This window comes from Streptomyces sp. NBC_00984 (assembly GCF_045162475.1).
Classification (GTDB): Bacteria; Actinomycetota; Actinomycetes; order Streptomycetales; family Streptomycetaceae; genus Streptomyces.
Map to the genome: position 1 here is coordinate 3107416 of NZ_CP108734.1, position 18254 is coordinate 3125669.

An 18254-nucleotide genomic window follows, 5' to 3' on the forward strand; every position below is an offset into this window, starting at 1 on the left:
ACGGGAGCGCCCGTACCCGGCCGACGGCTTCCACCACACTTGCGTTACGCCCCGATTTCGACCCATTTGATCGAGATTCGGGTTTGCGGTGAGCCACTAAAGTAAGGGCCATGACCGATAGTTCCGTGCACCCCGCCCTCTGGCCCGCCCCGCATGCGACCGGGGCCGTCGACGCGACCGTCACCGTGCCCGGATCGAAATCGGTCACCAATCGCGCGCTCGTCCTCGCCGCGCTCGCCGCCGAGCCCGGCTGGCTGCGCCGCCCGCTGCGCTCCCGCGACACCCTGCTGATGGCCGAGGCGCTGCGCGCGATGGGCGTCGGCATCGAGGAGGGCGTGGGGCCGGACGGCTCCGGCGAGGCCTGGCGGGTCATCCCGGCCGGACTGCACGGCCCCACCACGGTCGATGTCGGCAACGCCGGCACGGTCATGCGCTTCCTGCCGCCGGTCGCGGCCCTCGCCGACGGCCCGGTCCGCTTCGACGGCGACCCGCGTTCGTACGAGCGCCCGCTGACCGGCGTGATCGACGCGCTGCGGGTGCTCGGCGCCCGGATCGACGACGAGGGGCGCGGCTCGCTGCCGATGACGGTGCACGGCGGCGGCGCGCTGGACGGCGGACCGGTGGCGATCGACGCCTCCTCGTCCTCCCAGTTCGTCTCGGCGCTGCTGCTGTCGGCGCCGCGCTACAACCAGGGGGTGGAGGTGCGCCACACCGGCGCCAGGCTCCCCTCCATGCCGCACATCCGGATGACCGTCGACATGCTGCGGGCGGTCGGCGCGCAGGTCGACGAGCCGGAGACGGGCGGCGAGCCGAACGTCTGGCGGGTCTCCCACTCGGCCCTGCTGGGCCGTGATCTGACCATCGAGCCCGATCTCTCCAACGCCCAGCCGTTCCTCGCGGCCGCGCTGGTCACCGGCGGCCGGGTCACCATCCCCGACTGGCCCGAGCGCACCACCCAGCCGGGCGACGCGCTGCGGGAGATCTTCACGGCGATGGGCGGCAGCTGCGAGCTGACCGAGCACGGCCTCACCTTCACCGGTTCGGGCCGTATCCACGGCATCGACGTCGACCTCGGCGAGGTAGGCGAGCTCACCCCCGGCATCGCGGCGGTCGCGGCGCTGGCCGACGCGCCGTCCACCCTGAGCGGTGTCGCCCATCTGCGGCTGCACGAGACGGACCGGCTGGCCGCGCTCACCAAGGAGATCAACGAGCTCGGCGGCGATGTCACCGAGACCGCCGACGGCCTCCACATCCGGCCCAGGCCGCTGCACGGCGGTACCTTCCATACGTACGACGACCACCGGATGGCAACCGCGGGGTCGATCATCGGCCTTGCCGTCCCCGGAGTGGAGATCGAGAACGTGGCGACAACCGCCAAGACCCTGCCGGACTTCCCGCAGATGTGGACCGGAATGCTCGGGGCCTGAGACATGCGCCGCTACGGCAAGAACCCCGACGAGGACGACATCCGGTTCCGCCCCAACCCGAAGGGCAACCGGCCTCGCACCCATACCCGCCCGAAGCACGAGGACGCCGAGGAGGGCATGGTCCTCACCGTCGACCGCGGCCGCCTCACCTGTCTCGTCGACGGCCGTACGGTCATGGCGATGAAGGCCCGTGAGCTGGGCCGGAAGGCCGCCGTGGTGGGTGACACGGTCTCCATCGTCGGCGACCTCTCCGGCGACAAGGACACCCTCGCCCGCATCGTCCGCATCGGTGAGCGCCGCTCGGTGCTGCGCCGGACCGCGGACGACGACGATCCATTCGAGCGGGTGGTCGTCGCCAACGCCGACCAGCTGGCGATCGTCACCGCGCTGGCCGATCCGGAACCCCGTCCGCGGATGATCGACCGCTGTCTGGTCGCCGCGTACGACGGCGGGCTCTCCCCGCTCCTGGTCCTCACCAAGTCCGATCTGGCCTCCCCGGACAAGCTGCTGGAGGCGTACACCCCGCTGGGCGTCCCGTTCATCGTGACCAGCCGCGAGGAGCTGGAGAACGGCGACGCGGCCGAGCGGGTCCGCGAGCAGTTGCACGACCGGGTCACCGCCTTCGTCGGGCACTCCGGCGTCGGCAAGACCACGCTGGTCAACGCGCTGGTGCCGAAGGACCGACGGCGTACCACGGGAGTGGTCAACGCGGTCACCGGCCGCGGCCGGCACACCACCACGTCGGCGCTGGCGCTGCCGCTGCCCGACTACCGCGGCTGGGTGATCGACACCCCCGGTGTCCGCTCCTTCGGGCTCAACCACATCGACCCGTCCCGGGTGATCCACGCGTTCCCGGACCTGGAGCCCGGCACCGAGGGCTGCCCGCGCGGCTGCACCCACGACAGCCAGCAACCGGAATGCGCCCTGGACGCCTGGGTGGCGGAGGGCCACGCCGATCCGGCCCGGCTGGACTCGCTGCGCCGGCTGCTGTCCACCCGGGAACGACGCGAGGGCGACTGACCGGGGCACGTTTGCGATCTGCCGCCGCCGGTAAATGCATAATCACACCCAGTGTGGCAAGGCGGTCACCGACGTGGGAGGGCACTGACGATGGCGTGGCTGCTGGTCGTGGTCGCAGGAATTCTGGAGACCGGCTTCGCCGTCTGTCTGAAACTCTCGCACGGCTTCACCCGGCTCTGGCCGACCATCGCGTTCTGCGTCTTCGCCCTCGGCTCCTTCGGGCTGCTGACGATGTCGCTGAAGAAACTCGACGTGGGGCCCGCCTACGCGGTGTGGACCGGCATCGGTGCGGCGGGCACCGCGATCTACGGCATGGTCTTCCTCGACGACGTGGTCTCCACCCTCAAGCTGGTCTCGATCTCCCTGGTGATTCTCGGGGTGATCGGGCTCCAGCTCTCGGGCTCGTCCCACTGACCGCGTCCGGAGCCCCCGCCACCACGTGGCGTACCAGCGGTGCCGTCTCTCCGTCCGCCCCCGAAGGCGCGGGCACCAGCGCGTAGCTCAGGGCGAGCCGCAGCGCGATCTCGCAGGTCACGGCCAGTGCTTCCGGGTCGTGCGTCGGCCGTCCCCCGTCGAAGGCTGCCACCGCGCGTTCGCCGGCCCGGCGGAGCAGTTCGGCGGGGGTCGGCGGCCCCGGATCGGCCCGCCGCCGACCGGGCACCGGGGACGCGCGCCCGGCCGCAGGGGGTGCGGGGCGGGGCAACCGCTCGTTCCAGCACCCGGTGAGCAAGGCCTTGACCAGCACGTTCGTACGTACGGCCCGGACGGTCCAGGCAGCCACGGCGGCCAGCCCGTCCTCCGTACCGCCGGCCGACCCCAGCGCCAGCTCGACACCGGCCAGATAGCCGTCGGCGGCATCGCGGACCAGGGCACGGGCCAGGCCGTCCTTGCCGCCGAACTCGTTGTAGAGGGTCTGCCGGGAGACGCCGGCGGCGTACGCCACGTCAACCATGCGCACCGATGTCCAGGGCAGGGTCGCCAGCGCCGAGAGGGCGGCGTCCAGCAGTACGTCTCGCGCTGTGGGCATCGTCGCCTCCTGCGCCGGGCAGGCCCGAGGGCTGCGCGTCCCAGAGTTGACCCGCTCCCGGGGACTGTCAATGGTCCGCGCGGCTCCAGGCTCCTGTAGCCCTGCCCACCTGTGATCGATACTGTGACGGCATGCCCGATTACCACGATGATCTGCGCCTTGCCCATGTTCTGGCGGACGCCGCCGACGCGGCGACGATGGACCGGTTCAAGGCTCTCGACCTCAAGGTCGAGACCAAGCCGGACATGACGCCGGTGAGCGAGGCCGACAAGGCCGCCGAGGAACTGATCCGCGGCCACCTCCATCGGGCCCGCCCGCGCGACGCGATTCTGGGCGAGGAGTTCGGGATCGAGGGCACCGGTCCCCGGCGCTGGGTCATCGACCCGATCGACGGCACCAAGAACTACGTGCGCGGCGTGCCGGTCTGGGCGACACTGATCTCGCTGATGGAGGCCGACGGCGGGGGAGGCTTCCAGCCGGTGGTCGGCGTGGTGTCCGCGCCCGCGCTGAACCGGCGCTGGTGGGCGGCGAAGGGGGCGGGCGCGTTCGCCGGCCGCAGTCTGACCTCCGCGACCCGGATCCAGGTGTCGAAGGTCGAGCGGATCGCCGACTCCTCGTTCGCGTACGCGTCGCTGAGCGGCTGGGAGGAGCAGGGCCGCCTCGACGGATTCCTGGATCTGACCAGGGCCTGCTGGCGCACCCGCGGGTACGGGGACTTCTGGCCGTACATGATGGTCGCCGAGGGATCGGTGGACATCTGCGCGGAGCCGGAGCTCTCGCTCTGGGACATGGCCGCCAACGCCATCATCGTCCAGGAGGCGGGCGGGAAGTTCACCAGCCTGGACGGGGTCTCCGGTCCGGGCGGCGGCAATGCCGCGGCCTCGAACGGGCTGCTCCACCACGAGCTGCTCGGCTACCTGAACCAGCGCTACTGAGCCGGCACCGCCGACCGGGATCACGTCACCGGATCACGTCACCGAAGGGCGTCGCGCGCCGTCGCGCGCCCTTCGGGCTACTTCGCCCCCCTTGTTCCGTCCACACATCGGTGCAACTCTGAGAGTCCCCCCGCTTGTGAATTTGTGAATCGGCTCACGCGGCCTTTTCACCAAGGAGGTGGCTCCTTTCATGCTCGTCCGTGACGCCATGAGCACGCTGGTCCTCACCATCGGCCCCGCCCATACGCTCCGCCAGGCCGCCCGGCTGATGTCGGTCCGCCGTATCGGGGCCGCGGTCGTCCTCGACAAGGACAACAGCGGACTCGGCATCCTCACCGAACGCGACATCCTCAACGCCGTCGGCTCCGGCCAGGATCCGGATACCGAGACCGCCGCCACCCACACCACCACCGATGTGGTCTTCGCCGCCCCCACCTGGACCCTGGAAGAGGCTGCGGAGGCCATGACACACGGCGGGTTCCGCCACCTGATCGTGCTGGACGCCCACGGGCCCGTGGGCATCGTCTCCGTCCGCGACATCCTGCGCTGCTGGGCACCCACCAGGCGCCGCCACCGCGCGCAACTCATCGGCTGAGAGGCTGTCGGGTGACCTCTGATCGGAAAGCGGACGCGATCTGGTGCGTGCGATTCCAAGGCGCCGGGATGCCCTCGGATGGGGCCTCCCCTGCTCGAACGAAGTTGAGAGTTCGGGGAAGGAGCTACTAGGGACATTTCGACAACGCGGGAAGCGTGCGTGCCAGACCGTGGCTGCCCGATTGGAGGTCACCCGACAGCCTCTGAGCCCCGTGAACGACCGGTGGGCCGGCCTCCCCCGAAGGGGAGACCGGCCCACCGCCGACGGCAGTCGCCCGGATCAGCCGCGAAGGGCCTGGACCGCGGCCTCCAGACGCTTGCCGAAGTCGCCGTCCGCCTGGCGGAAGTTGTTGATCGCGCGCTCGGCGATGTCATCGCGCGACACCTTGGCGATGAACCCGGCGAGGTTGTCGATCAGCCGCGCCTTCTCGTCCTCGGAGTAGAGCCGGTAGAGGTTTCCGGCCTGCACGAAGTCGTTGTCCTCGGCGTGGCTCGGAGCCGCGTGCGTGGCGACCTCACCGGTGACGATGGCGGGCCCCCACAGCGGGCGGTCGGTCTGGACCGGACCGCCGAAGCTGTTCGGCTCGTAGTTCTTCGCGCCCTTGTGGCGGCCGTCGTACAGGTAGCCGTCGCGGCCGTGGGTGCGCGCCTCGGTGGCGTGCGGACGGTTCACCGGCAGGTGGTCGGCGTTGATGCCGACGCGGTAGCGGTGGGCGTCGCCGTACGCGAAGAGGCGGCCCTGAAGCATCTTGTCGGGGGACGGACCGATGCCCGGCACGAAGTGCGCGGGGCTGAAGATCGACTGCTCGGTCTCCGCGAAGACGTTCTCCGGGTTGCGGTTGAGCTCCAGCTTCCCGATCTCGATCGGCGGGTAGTCCGCGTGCGGCCACACCTTGGTGAGGTCGAACGGGTTGAAACGGTACGTGGCCGCCTCGGCCGCCGGCATGATCTGGACCTGCACCGTCCAGGACGGGAAGTCGCCGCGCTCGATCGCTTCGCGCAGATCGCGCTGGTGGCTGTCCGGGTCCTCACCGGCGAGCTTGTTGGCCTCGGCCTGGGTGAGGTTCTTGATGCCCTGGTCGGTCTTGAAGTGGTACTTGACCCAGAAGACCTCGCCGGCCTCGTTGTTCCACTGGAACGTGTGCGAGCCGTACCCGTTCATGTGGCGCAGCGTGGCCGGGATGCCCCGGTCACCGAAGAGCCAGGTCACCTGGTGGGTGGACTCGGGCGACAGACCCCAGAAGTCCCAGACGTTGTCCGCCTCCTGCGAGCCGGTGTACGGGTCGCGCTTCTGGGTGTGGATGAAGTCCGGGAACTTGATGGCGTCCTTGATGAAGAACACCGGGGTGTTGTTGCCGACGAGGTCGTAGTTGCCCTCCTCGGTGTAGAACTTCAGCGCGAAACCGCGGGGGTCGCGCACCGCGTCGGCCGAGCCGAGATTGCCCGCGACGGTCGAGAAGCGCAGGAAGGTCTCGGTCTGCTTGCCGACCTCGGAGAGGAACTTCGCCCGCGTCCACTGCGAGACGTCGCGGGTCAGCGTGAATGTGCCGTACGCGCCGGCGCCGCGGGCGTGCACGATGCGCTCCGGAATGCGCTCACGGTTGAAGTGCGCGAGCTTCTCCATCAGCGACTGGTCCTGTACCAGGACGGGACCGCCGACGCCCGCGGTCTGGCTGTTCTGGTTGTCGGCGACCGGCGCGCCGGCCTCCGTGGTGAGCGGTCCCTGCGTCACGTGCGCCTCCTGCGTCGTTCCTGCACATTCGTCTTGTCCTGCACAGCCTGTCCCTTGGCGTATGCCGGTGCCGATCCTACAATGGACTCAGTCCAAGTCAAGTGAACATCCAAAGTCACACCCGTTCGGGACCTGGTCCCTTCACTGTTAGGCTTGTTTCTATGAGTGACCTGTTGGAACGACTTCGCGGACGCGGCTGGCGCATGACTGCGCAGCGGCGCGTCGTGGCCGAGGTCCTCGACGGGGACCATGTGCACCTGACGGCCGACGAGGTCCACGCGCGGGCCGTGGCCAAGCTGCCCGAGATCTCCCGCGCCACCGTCTACAACACACTGGGCGAGATGGTGACGCTCGGCGAGGTCATAGAGGTCTCCACGGACCGCCGCGCCAAGCGTTACGACCCGAACGCGCACCGGCCCCACCACCACCTCGTCTGCGCGAGCTGCGGCACGATCCGCGATGTGCACCCGGCCGGCGACCCGATGGCGGATCTGCCGAGCGCCGAGCGCTTCGGCTTCACGGTGTCCGGCGTCGAGGTGACCTACCGGGGCATCTGCCCGAATTGCGCCACGACGACCTGATCCACCCGACGAAGGCCCCGGTGCGAGCATCACGCGCACCGGGGCCTTTCGCGTGAATCCTCACAGCGGGCGGCACCCCTCCCCGCCGCCGGCACGTGCGCACCCCCTTCCCGAATCTGACGGGTCGTCATATCGTCTGCGGCGATCACGTCCGCCCCGCGGCGGATCCGCACCTCGATACGCGCGAGGAGAGACCCGTGGGAGATCCGCACCCGACCCCACCGACCACCGCAGCCACCAGCCCCAAACTCCGCGCCGACGCGCTCAGCCGCTCGTTCGGGCACGGTGCCAAGGCCCTGTCCGCCCTTGGCCCGCTCGATCTCTCCGTCTCGCCGGGCGAGTTCACCTGCATCGTCGGCCCGTCCGGCTGCGGCAAGTCCACGCTGCTCAGGATCGCCGCCGGACTGCTCCGCCCCAGCTCCGGCGAGCTGTCCATCCGTACGACCTCACCCCGTCCGGCGGCGATGATCTTCCAGGACTACGGCATCTACGACTGGAAGACCGTGCTCGCCAATGTCCGGTTCGGTCTCGACATCCAGCGCGTACCACGCAAGGAGGCCGACGTCAGGGCGCGCGACTGGCTGGCCCGGATGGGGCTCTCCGACTTCGCGGGGGCGTATCCGGCCGCCCTCTCCGGCGGGATGCGGCAACGGGTCGCGATCGCCCGCGCCCTCGCCGTCGAACCCGAGATACTGCTGATGGACGAGCCGTTCGCGGCGCTCGACGCCCAGCTGCGCACCATCCTCCAGGACGAGCTGCTCGACCTCACCCAGAACACCCGTACCACCACCCTCTTCATCACCCACAGCCTCGAAGAAGCGATCGTGCTCGGGGACAGGGTGCTGGTGATGTCCGCCCGACCGGGGCGGATCATCGCCGAGCGCCGCCCACCGTTCGACCGGCCGCGCACCGGCACAGTCCGGTCGGCGCCCGAATTCACCGCGCTGAAGAGCGAGTTGTGGGAACTCCTGCGTGGCGAGGTGCACAGGGAGGCGGTCCCGGCATGACCGTCACCGTGAACGCCACAAAGCCCGACGACGGCGTCCTGATCCGCAGGCCGGGCCCGCAGGAGCTGCGTCCGGTACGCACCCACCGCAGGCGCCGCGCCCTGGAGATCGCGCTCGCCGTCGCCGTACCGCTGCTCCTCGTGCTTCTCTGGCAACTGGCCGCCGCGCAGTCCTGGATCGACGACCGGGTCTACCCGGCCCCCTCCACCATCCTGGCGGACGGCTTGGACAGGGCGGGCGCCGGTGAACTGTGGCCGGATGTATGGGCCACGCTCAAGCGGGTCCTCGGCGGCTACGCGATCGGCACCATCTCGGGATACGCGCTCGGCCTGCTGATGGGCTCGCTCTCCCTCGTACGGGCGGCGCTGGAGCCGTTGCTCGACGCCCTGTACGTCGTGCCGAAGCTGGCCCTGCTGCCGGTCTTCCTCAATATGTTCGGCCTCGGTGAAGGCCCGCAGATCGCCCTGGTCGCCGCGACCGTCTTCTTCTTCGTCTGGATCTCCACCATGGCGGCCGTGCTCGCCGTCCCGGTCGGCCACCGTGATGCCGGTCAGGTCTTCGGCGCCTCGCCCTGGCAGATGTTCCGCCATGTGCTGCTGCCCGCGTCGATGCCCGCGGTCCTGGTCGGGGCACGGATCGCGGCAGGAGTGGCCGTGCTCGTCATCGTCGCCTCCGAACAGATCGCCGCGGCCGACGGTCTCGGTCATCTGATCTTCGACTCCCGGGCGCTGTTCCAGAACGACGTGATGTTCGTCGGCATCGTGTGTGTGGCGGTCCTCGGTGTCGTCTTCTCCGAAGCGGTGCGGATCGCCGGGCGGCTGCTCACCCCGTGGGCCCCGCGCGACCGCGGCCGCAGCCGGTCCTGAACGGCTCCCCACGCTCTTCGTACGGAGGCACTGTGCGTACCCACATCCCCTTCACCCGCATCGTCGTGCTCGTCACGGCATCCCTGCTCGGCGCGGCGGGCTGCGCCGGGCACGACTCCGGCGGCGGCGACGGCGCCGCCGCCGCGCCGCGCACCGTCAGGCCCGTCGCGGGCTGTGGTGCCGGCAGCTGGACCGACCCGGCCGACCTCGCCCCCGGCCGGAAGGCGGCCCGCTGCGACAAGGGCGCCCCGGCGGCCCGGCCCCTGACGAAGAAGCGGAAGATCACCGTCGCCACCGGCACCCTGAGCGCGGAGTACGTCGCTCCGCTCCAGGTCGCGGTGGCGAAGGGCGAGTTCACGAAAGAGGGGCTGGACGTCGAACTGAGAGTGCTGCCCACCCCGGACGCCCTGCCACTGCTCGCCAAGGGCGATGTGGACGCCCAGTGGGCGGCTCCCGAGGCAGCCGTGATGAACGGCATCAACGGCGGCTTCGACATCAAGTGGGTCGCGGGGAACTTCTCCCCCGACCCCGCCTCCAAGAGCGGCCTGTGGGTGCGTCTCAAGGACGGCGAGAGCGCCGATCACGTCGAGATGGCGGGCCGGAAGCTGGGCACCATGATCGGCAAGGGGTCGGTCATCGCGTACCCGATGGACACCTCCCTGAAGAAGCACGGCGGCGGCCTCGACAGGATCAGCTTCCAGCAGCTCGGCTCCGCGGATGTGCTGACCGCGCTGCAGAACGGCGGCGTGGACTCGGCCTGGCTGCTCGACCCGATCTGGCGCAAGGTGGACGGCGACCGGAAGTACGCGTTCCTGGGAGGCCAGCCCGTCGGTGAACCGCTCGGCGGCCTGCTCTTCGGCCCGACGCTGCTGAACAAGGACCCGGACGCGGGGGTCGCCTTTCTCCGCGCCTACATCCGGACGGTGAACACCTACTTCGCCGGCGACTACAAGTCCGATCCCGGCTTCGTCGCCGAGCTGGCGAAGCTGCTGAAGACCGACCAGGCCACGCTGCGGTCGACCCCGTCGATGCGGATGGACTGGGAGATACGGAAAGGCACGACGGACCGGCTGCAGGAGGCGTACGCCGATTCGGGCGTCTCGAAGGGGGCCTCGGTGCCCGAGGCGAAGGCCGTCGACCGGGCGATGTACGCGGAGGCGGTGGGCCACAAGCTCTGACTCACTCACGCGCAGCGCATGCACAGAAGGCCGGATCCTCGAAAGGATCCGGCCTTCTGTCTTCAGTAGCGGGGACAGGATTTGAACCTGCGACCTCTGGGTTATGAGCCCAGCGAGCTACCGAGCTGCTCCACCCCGCGTCGTTGTGTTTAGAACTGTACGTCACCGCTCCCGACCAGCGCAAATCCGTTCCGGCGCCCGGGGCCGACGGGCCGCACATGGTCCTGCGCAGGACCATGCACGGCCCTATGCGGTCAGCTCCTGGTGCAGCGCCTCGCGCAGCCGGGCAGCCCGCTCGGCGACCTCCGCCGGGCCCAGCTCGACCGCCCGCGCACACCAGCGCTGCCCCTCGGTGAGCTCGCCCCGGCGGGCGGCCAGCAGGGCGAGGCGCAGGGCGGCCCGCCCGTGCCCGTCGTTCGCGGCCCGGCTCCACCACAGCGCCGCCTCGCGCTCGCTGCCCTCGCGGGCGAGTAGCAGCCCGAGGTTGAAGGCGCCGTTGCGGCTGCCCGACTCGGCGGCCTCGCGGTACCAGCGGGCGGCGCTGTCCACATCACCTCGGGCCGCGGCGAGCATGCCGACCCGCACCTGGGCGCGGCGGTGCCCCTGCTCGGCGGCCCGCTCGTACCACTCCTCGCACTCGGTCTTCTCCGGCATCGGCTCGCCGAGCGCGGGAGGGCCGGGCGGCGGCTGCCGTGAGTCCAGCACCCCGGCCAGCCGGAAGGCGGCCTCCGCGCTGCCGCCGCCCGCCGCGCAGCGCAGATGACGCTCCGCCTCCTGCTCCTCGCCGTGGTGCAGCAGGGCCATGCCGACCTGGAGGGCGGCCTCGGTGTGGCCGGCCGCCGCGGCACGCTCGTACCAGACCAGTGCCGTACGGTCCTCGTCGCGCCCGGCGTACAGGATGCCCAGGTTGAACGCCGCGTCGACGCTGCCCGCCTCGGCCGCCTTGGAGAACCAGGGCTCGGCACCGGTCGCGTCGCCCGCCTGGAGCAGGAGCACGGCCAGTGCGTTGGCGGCCTCGCGGTGGCCCGCGTACGCGGCACGGCGGTACCACTGCTCGGCCTGCGGCGTACGGTCCTGGGCCGCGCAGAGCAGGCCCAGGTTGTAGGCGCCATTGACATCGCCCGCGTCCATGGCGGCCCGGTACCAGCGCTCGGCGGTCTGCTGCTCGCCCCGGGCCGCGTGCAGGGCGCCCAGGGCGTTGGCGGCGTTCCCGTCGCCGTCCTGGGCGGCGCGCAGCCACCACACGGCGGCGCTCTCCTCGTCGCCCGCGTCACGCAGCAGGAAGCCGAGCGCGCAGGCGGCGCGCGCCTCGCCCGCCTTCGCGGAGATGAGGTACCACCGGCCAGCCTCCTTGGGCTCGCCGCGCTGTTCGAGGATGGCGCCGAGGTGGAGGGCGGCACGCCGGTGGCCGCGCGCGGCGGCCTGCCGGTACCACTGCTCGGCCTCGCCCACGCGCCCGGTCGCCGGACCCGCCACCGGGCCGTCGTCCTTGCGCGCCGCGGAACGGCCGGGCGCACCGGGCCGGTCGCCCGCGCCGGGGCCCAGCCCCGGGCGGCCGAAGGCGTCGTGCGGATCGTCGGCGGTGTTGCGGTCCAGCATGCGCGCGAGGCGGTACGCGGCTTCCCGGTGCCCCTGCTCGGCGGCGGCCCGCAGCCAACGTTCCGCGCCGACGTCGCTACGGTGTTCCAGCAGGTCGGCCAGGGCGTACGCACCCAGCGCGTGCCCCTGCTCGGCGGACTGCCGCAGCCAGTACTCGGCACCGGGCTCGTCGCCGCGCTCCCGGTAGTGGCGGCCCAGCGCGTGCGCGGCGGCGGCGGACCCCGCGACGGCGGCGATGCGCCACCAGCCGGCCGCGTCGTCGACGTATCCGCGCTGGTGGAGAAGGACGCCCAGGTTGTTGGCCGCGGCCCGGTCGCCGTCCGCGGTGGCCCCGCGCAGATAGGGTTCGGCGCCGTCCAGATCACCGCGGCGCAGCAGCAGGGCGCCGAGGACGCTCATCGACGCGGTGTCCCCGGCGTCGGCGGCGCGACGGTGCCGCGCCTCGCTCTCGGCGCTCTCCGGGCTCTCGGCGCTCCCGGGAGTCTCCGTGGCCCCGGCGCTCCCGTCGGCCCCCGCGCTTCCCGTGTTCTCTGTGAACTCCGTGCTCTCGACGGTCGCGGCACACCCCGCAGTCTCGGCAGTCTCGGTCGCCTTGATGATCTCAGGTGTCTCGGGCTTCTCAGGTGTGTCAGTGGTCTCGTTGTTCTCCGCGGTGGTACCACCAAAAGCCGCATTCATCGCGTTATCCGGCCAATGACCGCGATGCTGTACAAACCGCCCTGTCTCCAACAGAGTTGCCCTGTCCCCCATAAATACCATCGTCGCACCACCCGCAACCCGCGTACACCTGGTATATCGCGGCCAGTGAGGTCACTTCAGCGTTTTGTCGACATGCCCACAGAGAGATAAGTCAAACACGTCCGGACCCAACTCGTGCCCCGCGAACCGCACTTCACGCACCCTGCACAAGAAAGTCGTCATGACACGACGAAGGCCCGGATCCTCGAAAGGATCCGGGCCTTCGTCTTTCAGTAGCGGGGACAGGATTTGAACCTGCGACCTCTGGGTTATGAGCCCAGCGAGCTACCGAGCTGCTCCACCCCGCGTCGTTGTGTTGAAACAGTACCACGACGCGGGGGTGAGCCTTTACCGGGTTACTCAGCCACCACCGTCAGCACCGGACGATTTGCCCTTTTTGTCCGAACTGTTCGCACTGTCTGCACCGTTGGCGCTGTTCGCACTGCCCGACTTGGGCTGGGCCGCCGCCGCACGCTGCAACGCGTTCTGCAGATCCGCCTGGGCCTTGCCGTAGGCGGTCCAGTCCTGCTCCTTCAGGGCCGCCTCGCCCTCCGCGTAGGCCTTCTGCGCGTCCGCGATCGCCTTCTTCAGCGCCGCGTCACCGGTGGCCGGCGGCTCCGTGGTGCCCGGCGGTCTGGTGGTCTCCGGCGGGGTGGTGCCGGAGTCCGTCACCCCGAAGACCGCGTTGAGCGCCTCCCCGAGGCTGTTCTCGAAGACGGTCTTCGACCCGTACGAAGCGGCGACCTTGCGCAGCAGCGGATAGTTCTGCGTGCCACCGCGCGTGTACACCGGCTCGATGTAGAGGAAGCCCCCTTCGAGCGGCACGGTCAGCAGGTTGCCGTACTCGATGTCGGAGTCGGTTCCCTTCAGGTTTCTCACGAACTCGGCGACGTCGTCGTTGCCGTTGAGCTCGCTCTGTACCTGCCCGGGGCCCTTCACCGTGGTGGTGACTCTCAGCAGTCTTATCGTGCCGTAGTCCTTGCTGGCCGCGTCCGCGTCCACCGCCATGAACGCCCCGAGGTCGGGCCGCCCCTTCGGGGTGAACGTCGTCGTCAGCGAGAACTTCTGGGCCGTCTGGTCCGGCATCTTTATGCTCAGGTAGTACGGCGGGACGGCACCGGACTCCTTGTTGGTCGGGTCGTCCGGGACCTGCCACGCGTCACTGCCGCTGTAGAACTGCGCGGGGTTCGTGACGTGGTAGCGGGTGAGCAGCTCGCGCTGCACCTTGAACAGGTCCTGCGGGTACCGCAGGTGGTCCATGAGCTCCTGCGGGATGTCCGCCCTGGGCTCCACGGTCCCCGGGAACGCCTTGCGCCAGGTCTTGAGGACCGGGTCCTCGGTGTCCCACTCGTAGAGCTTGACCTTGCCGTCGTACGCGTCGACGGTGGCCTTCACCGAGTTGCGGATGTAGTTGACCTGGTTCTGCTGGGCGACGACCGCACGCTGGTTGGTGGTCAGCGAGTCGGCCGTGGTGTCGCCGAGCGTCGTACGGGAGGCGTACGGGTAACCGTTGGTGGTGGTGTACGCGTCGACGACCCACTGGATCCGGCCGTTCACCACCGCCGGGTAGGCGTCGCCGTCGATGGTCAGCCACGGGGCGACCGCTTCGACGCGCTCCTTGGGCGTGCGGTTGTAGAGAATCCGCGAACCCTCGCCGATGGCTCCCGAGTAGAGGATCTGCGGCTCGCTGAACGAGACGGCGTACGCGGCGCGGTTGAAGGCGTTGGAGAGACTGACCCCGCTGTTGCCCTTGTAGCTGGTGGTCTTCTCGCCGTCCTCCTCGTAGTCGAGCTCCTTCTGGGGCCCGCCGACGATGGAGTACTGCTCGGTCTTCTCGCCGTAGTAGATCTGCTGCTCGTACTTGCCGAGGTCACCGCTGGTCGGCAGGCCGGACTCGGTGAAGTCCGGGGAACCCTTCGGGTTCTTGCCGGTCGTCGTGCCCCGGGCCGCGATGGCGCCGTAGCCGTGGGTGTAGGTGAAGTGGTCGTTGATCCAGTTGCGCTTGGGGATGCCGTCGAGGTTGAGCTCGCGCAGACCGATGACCGTGTCCTGGTCCTTGCCGGCGGCGTCCTTGTAGCGGTCCACGTCCAGCGTCTTGGGGAACTGGTAGTAGTTCCTCTTCTGCTGGAGCTGCTGGAAGGCCGGGGAGACGACGTTGGGGTCCATCACCCGGTAGCTGGCGGCCTCGTTCGCGCTCGCGCGCAGCTTGGTGTCGTCGTCCGTCGTGCTCTTGCCCGAGTAGTCGTCGACCTGCGCGTTGTCGATGTCGTACGCGTCACGCGTCGCTTCGATGTTCTTCCGGATGAACGGGGCTTCCTTGGCCTGCTCGTTCGGCTGGACCTGGAACTTCTGCACGATCGCCGGGTACAGCCCGCCGATCAGGATCGCCGAGAGCACCATCAGACCGAAGCCGATCACCGGGAGCTGCCAGGTGCGGCGCCAGAGCGTCGCGAAGAACAGCACGGCACAGATCGCGGCGATGCAGAACAGGATGGTCTTCGCCGGCAGATAGGCGTTGGCGTCGACGTACCGCAGGCCCGTCCAGTTGTCCGTGGCCTTGAAGTCGCTGGACTTCACGGCCAGGCCGTACCGGTCGAGCCAGTAGGCCACGGCCTTCAGCGAGACGAAGACACCGAGCAGCACCGACAGATGGCCGGTGGCCGCGCCGGTCGCCCGCGCTCCGGGGCTGGTGACGCGCAGACCGCCGTACAGGTAGTGGGTCATCGCGGCGGCGATCAGCGAGAGCACCGTGGCCGCGAAGCCGAAGCCCAGCAGGAAGCGGTACCAGGGCAGGTCGAAGGCGTAGAAGGACACGTCCAGATGGAACTGGGGGTCCTTCTGCCCGAACGCCACGCCGTTCACGTACATCAGCCAGGTACGCCACTGGCCGGAGGCGGATGCTCCGGCGATCAGCCCGATGAGCGCGGTGATCGCGAGCAGCACCCACTTCTTGTACGGGGCGAGGCTCATCCGGTAGCGGTCCAGGCTCTGCTGTTCCAGCGACATCGCGCTCAGCGGCGGCCGGAGCCGGTGCGCGAGCCAGATGTTCAGGCCGACGGCGACTGCCATCAGCAGTCCGAAGACGAGGAACAGCCCGATCTTGGTCCACAGGGTGGTGGTGAAGACGGACGAATAGTCGACCGACCGGTACCAGAGCCAGTCCGTCCAGAACCCGGCGAACATGACGAACGCCATGGCGAGAACCGCCAGGACGCCCAGTGTCATGAGCAGGGTACGGGCGCGCCGGGACGGGCGGCCGACTCTGATCCGTGGCCCGGTCGGGCCTCCGCCGCGGTCCGGCATCTGGAAAGCCAACGTGCGCACCTCGAAGTTCGCGGGTCGTGTGAAGCGGGCCCAGCGATCGTAGAGCCCACCTATGCAACTTACTGAGGCTTTACCTAGTTCCCGTTCCCGGGGCGGAAGGAGGCAGGATATTGACCATGCCCAACGTTTCCCCCTCAGGCCCTCCGATGGCCGCGAGCCCGCTCACCGTCGCCGTGCTCGAAATCGACGAGTACATCTCCGGCCTCGGCTGGGACCAGCCGGCCCGGCTCTTCGCCCTGGTCGACACCGCCCGGCTGCACATCCAGGAGCCCGGTCTCGCCGCCCAGCTCGGTCTGGACAGCGCCGAATCCCCGACTTCCTCACTGACCCCCATCGAGCAGGACGAGCTGCCGCCGGGCACCGCCCTGGACGAGTTCCTCGCCACGATCGCCTGGCCCGACGCGGTGATCGGGTGCGCGATGACGGTGGAGCGGCTGATGCTGCCGCCGTCCGCCGAGGCCTCCGTGCCCGAGGGGCTCAGCGACGCGCAGCTGACCAAGTGGGTCGCCAAGCACCCGGAACGTCAGGAGGTGCGGATGACCGTGGCGGTCCTCCGGGACGGCACGCGAGAGTCGGCCGTACGGCTTCGCGCGAAGGACGCCCCGAGCGAGGTGCGGACCGGCGCCGGTCTGGTGCCGGGCCTGGCCGACGCGCTGGCCGCGACCTTCGAGGCCTGACCCCGTCGCGTTCCCCCGAGGGGGCGCGGTCAGCCTGCCGAGCAGCTCGGCAGGCCGGCCGTGTCCCCCACCCGGATCTTCTCCAGCGACTTCTTCGCGTCGTCGATCGTCTTCACCTTCACCAGCGTGAGTCCGCTCGGGGTGTCGGAGGCGGCGGCCTTGCAGTTCTCGTCCGGCGTCAGGAAGTACCTGGCGCCGGCGTTTCGCGCGCCGACCAGCTTCATGTTGATGCCGCCGATCGGGCCGACCTTGCCCTTGTCGTCGATCGTGCCGGTGCCCGCGACGAACTTGCCGCCCGTGAGATTGCCGGGCGTCAGCTTGTCGACGATGCCCAGCGAGAACATCAGACCGGCGCTCGGGCCGCCGACGTCGGCGAGCTTGATGTCGATCCGGAACGGGAACGTGTGGTCCGTCCCGGCCTGGATGCCGACGATCGCGCGGTTCTCCTTGGGGGCCTTCGCGGTGGTGAGGACGATCTTCCGGCTTCCCTCGGGCTCCTTGCCGGCCTTCTCGGCCGCCTGTGCCGTCCGGGCCGGGATGATCGTGAACGTGACCTTCTCGCCGGGGTCGCGGCGGGTGACGAGCTTCGCGACGTCCTCGGGCTGCTCGACGGGCGTGCCGTCGACCTGCTTGATCACATCGCCCGCGTGCAGCTTGCCCTGGGCGGGGCTGTCCTTGACCACCGTGGAGACCACGACGCGCGACGACACCGGGATGCCCAGTTCGGTCAGCGCGGCGACCTTGGCGCTCTCCTGGGACTGACTGAACTCCTCGGCGTTCTCCTGCGTCGACTGCTGTTCGGTCTTGCCGTCGGGGTAGAGGGTGTCGTGCGGCACGACCACGCTGTCGTGTGCCAGCCAGCCGTAGACGGACTCGACGAGATTCATGCTGTAGTCGGCACCGGTGACTCTGACCGTCGTCATATTGAGGTTGCCGGTCGTCGGGTACGTCTTGTGCCCGGAAATCTGCAGGACGGGTTCGCCGCCGACCTTGCCGAGGGTGTTCACGGTCGGCCCGGGAGACATCTCCGAATACGGCACTTTGATCAGCACGCCTGCGCAGAGCAGCGCGATGAGGATCAGGGTGGAGGCGAGCATCGTCGCGGTGCGGCGTGGCATGGAACGACAGTACGGGAAGGGTCTGTCAGTGCACTGCCGGGGCCGGTCCGTACGGGGCGGGAAACCGGGCGCGGGCTGCGCGGGAGGCCGTCGGCAGCCGGAGCCGCGATGCGGGATTGGCGACTGCGTACGCGCGATGAAGCGTCAGACGACATCGGAACCGGAGTCCGACTTCTCCATCGCCTCACGGAACCTGGCATAGCCGGCGAGTTCGGAGACATCGCCGGTCGTTCGGTTTCTGGCGGCCCAGCTTCCCCATATCGCAGCGCCGAGCGCAGCGAAAAGCGGAATCAACAACCAGGCGAGTGCTGCCATTACGACCTCCCTACGCCATGAGCGACCGCAACGGACCGATCAGCAGATTAACCGTCTGCGGAACCAACGCTCACGGCAGGGGTGGGGTTACGCAAATCGGGCCGCACGGCATCCCG

Annotated in this window: 16 protein-coding genes and 2 tRNA genes; 10 read left to right on the forward strand and 8 right to left on the reverse strand. The window is 69.7% G+C overall.

What is annotated here, in order from left to right; genetic code table 11:
* Positions 1-110 precede the first annotated feature (110 nt).
* From aroA to OG520_RS13405, 3 genes are all read left to right on the forward strand, one after another.
* A complete protein-coding gene (aroA, locus tag OG520_RS13395) occupies positions 111-1427 on the forward strand; it encodes a 3-phosphoshikimate 1-carboxyvinyltransferase (protein WP_266414534.1) in 1317 nt (438 codons plus the stop codon).
* Positions 1428-1430: 3 nt separating this feature from the next.
* Entirely contained in the window at positions 1431-2447 is a 1017-nt protein-coding gene (gene rsgA, locus OG520_RS13400; RefSeq protein ID WP_266414537.1) for a ribosome small subunit-dependent GTPase A, read from the forward strand.
* 90 nt (positions 2448-2537) lie between these two features.
* Entirely contained in the window at positions 2538-2861 is a 324-nt protein-coding gene (locus OG520_RS13405; protein WP_399328874.1) for a DMT family transporter, read from the forward strand.
* Here the strand turns inward: OG520_RS13405 and OG520_RS13410 are convergent.
* Entirely contained in the window at positions 2791-3474 is a 684-nt protein-coding gene (locus tag OG520_RS13410; RefSeq protein WP_399328873.1) for a TetR/AcrR family transcriptional regulator, read from the reverse strand. The two genes, OG520_RS13405 and OG520_RS13410, sit on opposite strands and share 71 nt — an antisense overlap.
* A gap of 131 nt (positions 3475-3605) precedes the next feature.
* Here OG520_RS13410 and hisN point away from each other — a divergent pair, with 131 nt between their 5' ends.
* Both hisN and OG520_RS13420 read left to right on the forward strand, forming a co-directional pair.
* A complete protein-coding gene (gene hisN, locus OG520_RS13415) occupies positions 3606-4409 on the forward strand; it encodes a histidinol-phosphatase (RefSeq protein ID WP_406013322.1) in 804 nt (267 codons plus the stop codon).
* Between the two features lie 190 nt (positions 4410-4599).
* Entirely contained in the window at positions 4600-5004 is a 405-nt protein-coding gene (locus OG520_RS13420; protein WP_406013323.1) for a cyclic nucleotide-binding/CBS domain-containing protein, read from the forward strand.
* A gap of 279 nt (positions 5005-5283) precedes the next feature.
* On the opposite strand, the gene OG520_RS13425 is transcribed toward OG520_RS13420, so the two are convergent.
* Positions 5284-6735 carry a catalase gene (locus OG520_RS13425; RefSeq protein ID WP_406013324.1) on the reverse strand — a complete coding sequence of 484 codons (1452 nt, stop codon included), beginning with the start codon at positions 6733-6735 and terminating at the stop codon, positions 5284-5286.
* A 161-nt stretch (positions 6736-6896) separates the two neighbouring features.
* Here OG520_RS13425 and OG520_RS13430 point away from each other — a divergent pair, with 161 nt between their 5' ends.
* From OG520_RS13430 to OG520_RS13445, 4 genes are all read left to right on the forward strand, one after another.
* Entirely contained in the window at positions 6897-7316 is a 420-nt protein-coding gene (locus OG520_RS13430) for a Fur family transcriptional regulator (RefSeq protein WP_399328868.1), read from the forward strand.
* 197 nt (positions 7317-7513) lie between these two features.
* Positions 7514-8323, forward strand: coding sequence for an ABC transporter ATP-binding protein (locus OG520_RS13435; RefSeq protein WP_406013325.1), 810 nt, complete (start codon positions 7514-7516; stop codon positions 8321-8323).
* Positions 8320-9189 (forward strand): ABC transporter permease, encoded by an 870-nt coding sequence (locus OG520_RS13440; protein WP_406013326.1) that lies wholly within the window; start codon positions 8320-8322, stop codon positions 9187-9189. The genes OG520_RS13435 and OG520_RS13440 overlap by 4 nt, the downstream gene beginning before the upstream one ends.
* Before the next feature lie 32 nt (positions 9190-9221).
* Entirely contained in the window at positions 9222-10367 is a 1146-nt protein-coding gene (locus OG520_RS13445) for an ABC transporter substrate-binding protein (protein WP_406013327.1), read from the forward strand.
* A gap of 66 nt (positions 10368-10433) precedes the next feature.
* Here OG520_RS13445 and OG520_RS13450 read toward each other — a convergent pair.
* The 4 genes from OG520_RS13450 to OG520_RS13465 form a co-directional block, all read right to left on the reverse strand.
* Positions 10434-10507 (reverse strand) — tRNA-Met (locus tag OG520_RS13450).
* A gap of 106 nt (positions 10508-10613) precedes the next feature.
* Positions 10614-12725, reverse strand: coding sequence for a tetratricopeptide repeat protein (locus OG520_RS13455; RefSeq protein ID WP_406013328.1), 2112 nt, complete (start codon positions 12723-12725; stop codon positions 10614-10616).
* 213 nt (positions 12726-12938) lie between these two features.
* Positions 12939-13012 (reverse strand) — tRNA-Met (locus OG520_RS13460).
* A gap of 52 nt (positions 13013-13064) precedes the next feature.
* Positions 13065-16007 carry a UPF0182 family protein gene (locus OG520_RS13465; protein ID WP_406016477.1) on the reverse strand — a complete coding sequence of 981 codons (2943 nt, stop codon included), beginning with the start codon at positions 16005-16007 and terminating at the stop codon, positions 13065-13067.
* A 137-nt stretch (positions 16008-16144) separates the two neighbouring features.
* On the opposite strand from OG520_RS13465, the gene OG520_RS13470 reads away from it, so the two are divergent.
* The gene (locus tag OG520_RS13470) at positions 16145-16705 is read left to right on the forward strand and encodes a PPA1309 family protein (RefSeq protein ID WP_406013329.1); all 561 of its coding nucleotides are present in this window, start codon (positions 16145-16147) and stop codon (positions 16703-16705) included.
* A gap of 29 nt (positions 16706-16734) precedes the next feature.
* Here the strand turns inward: OG520_RS13470 and OG520_RS13475 are convergent, their stop codons facing one another.
* Together OG520_RS13475 and OG520_RS13480 are read right to left on the reverse strand one after the other, a co-directional pair.
* Positions 16735-17823 (reverse strand): PDZ domain-containing protein, encoded by a 1089-nt coding sequence (locus OG520_RS13475; protein ID WP_399328861.1) that lies wholly within the window; start codon positions 17821-17823, stop codon positions 16735-16737.
* 144 nt (positions 17824-17967) lie between these two features.
* Positions 17968-18138, reverse strand: a complete 171-nt coding sequence (locus tag OG520_RS13480) for a hypothetical protein (protein WP_399328860.1) — start codon at positions 18136-18138, stop codon at positions 17968-17970.
* Positions 18139-18254: the final 116 nt, after the last annotated feature.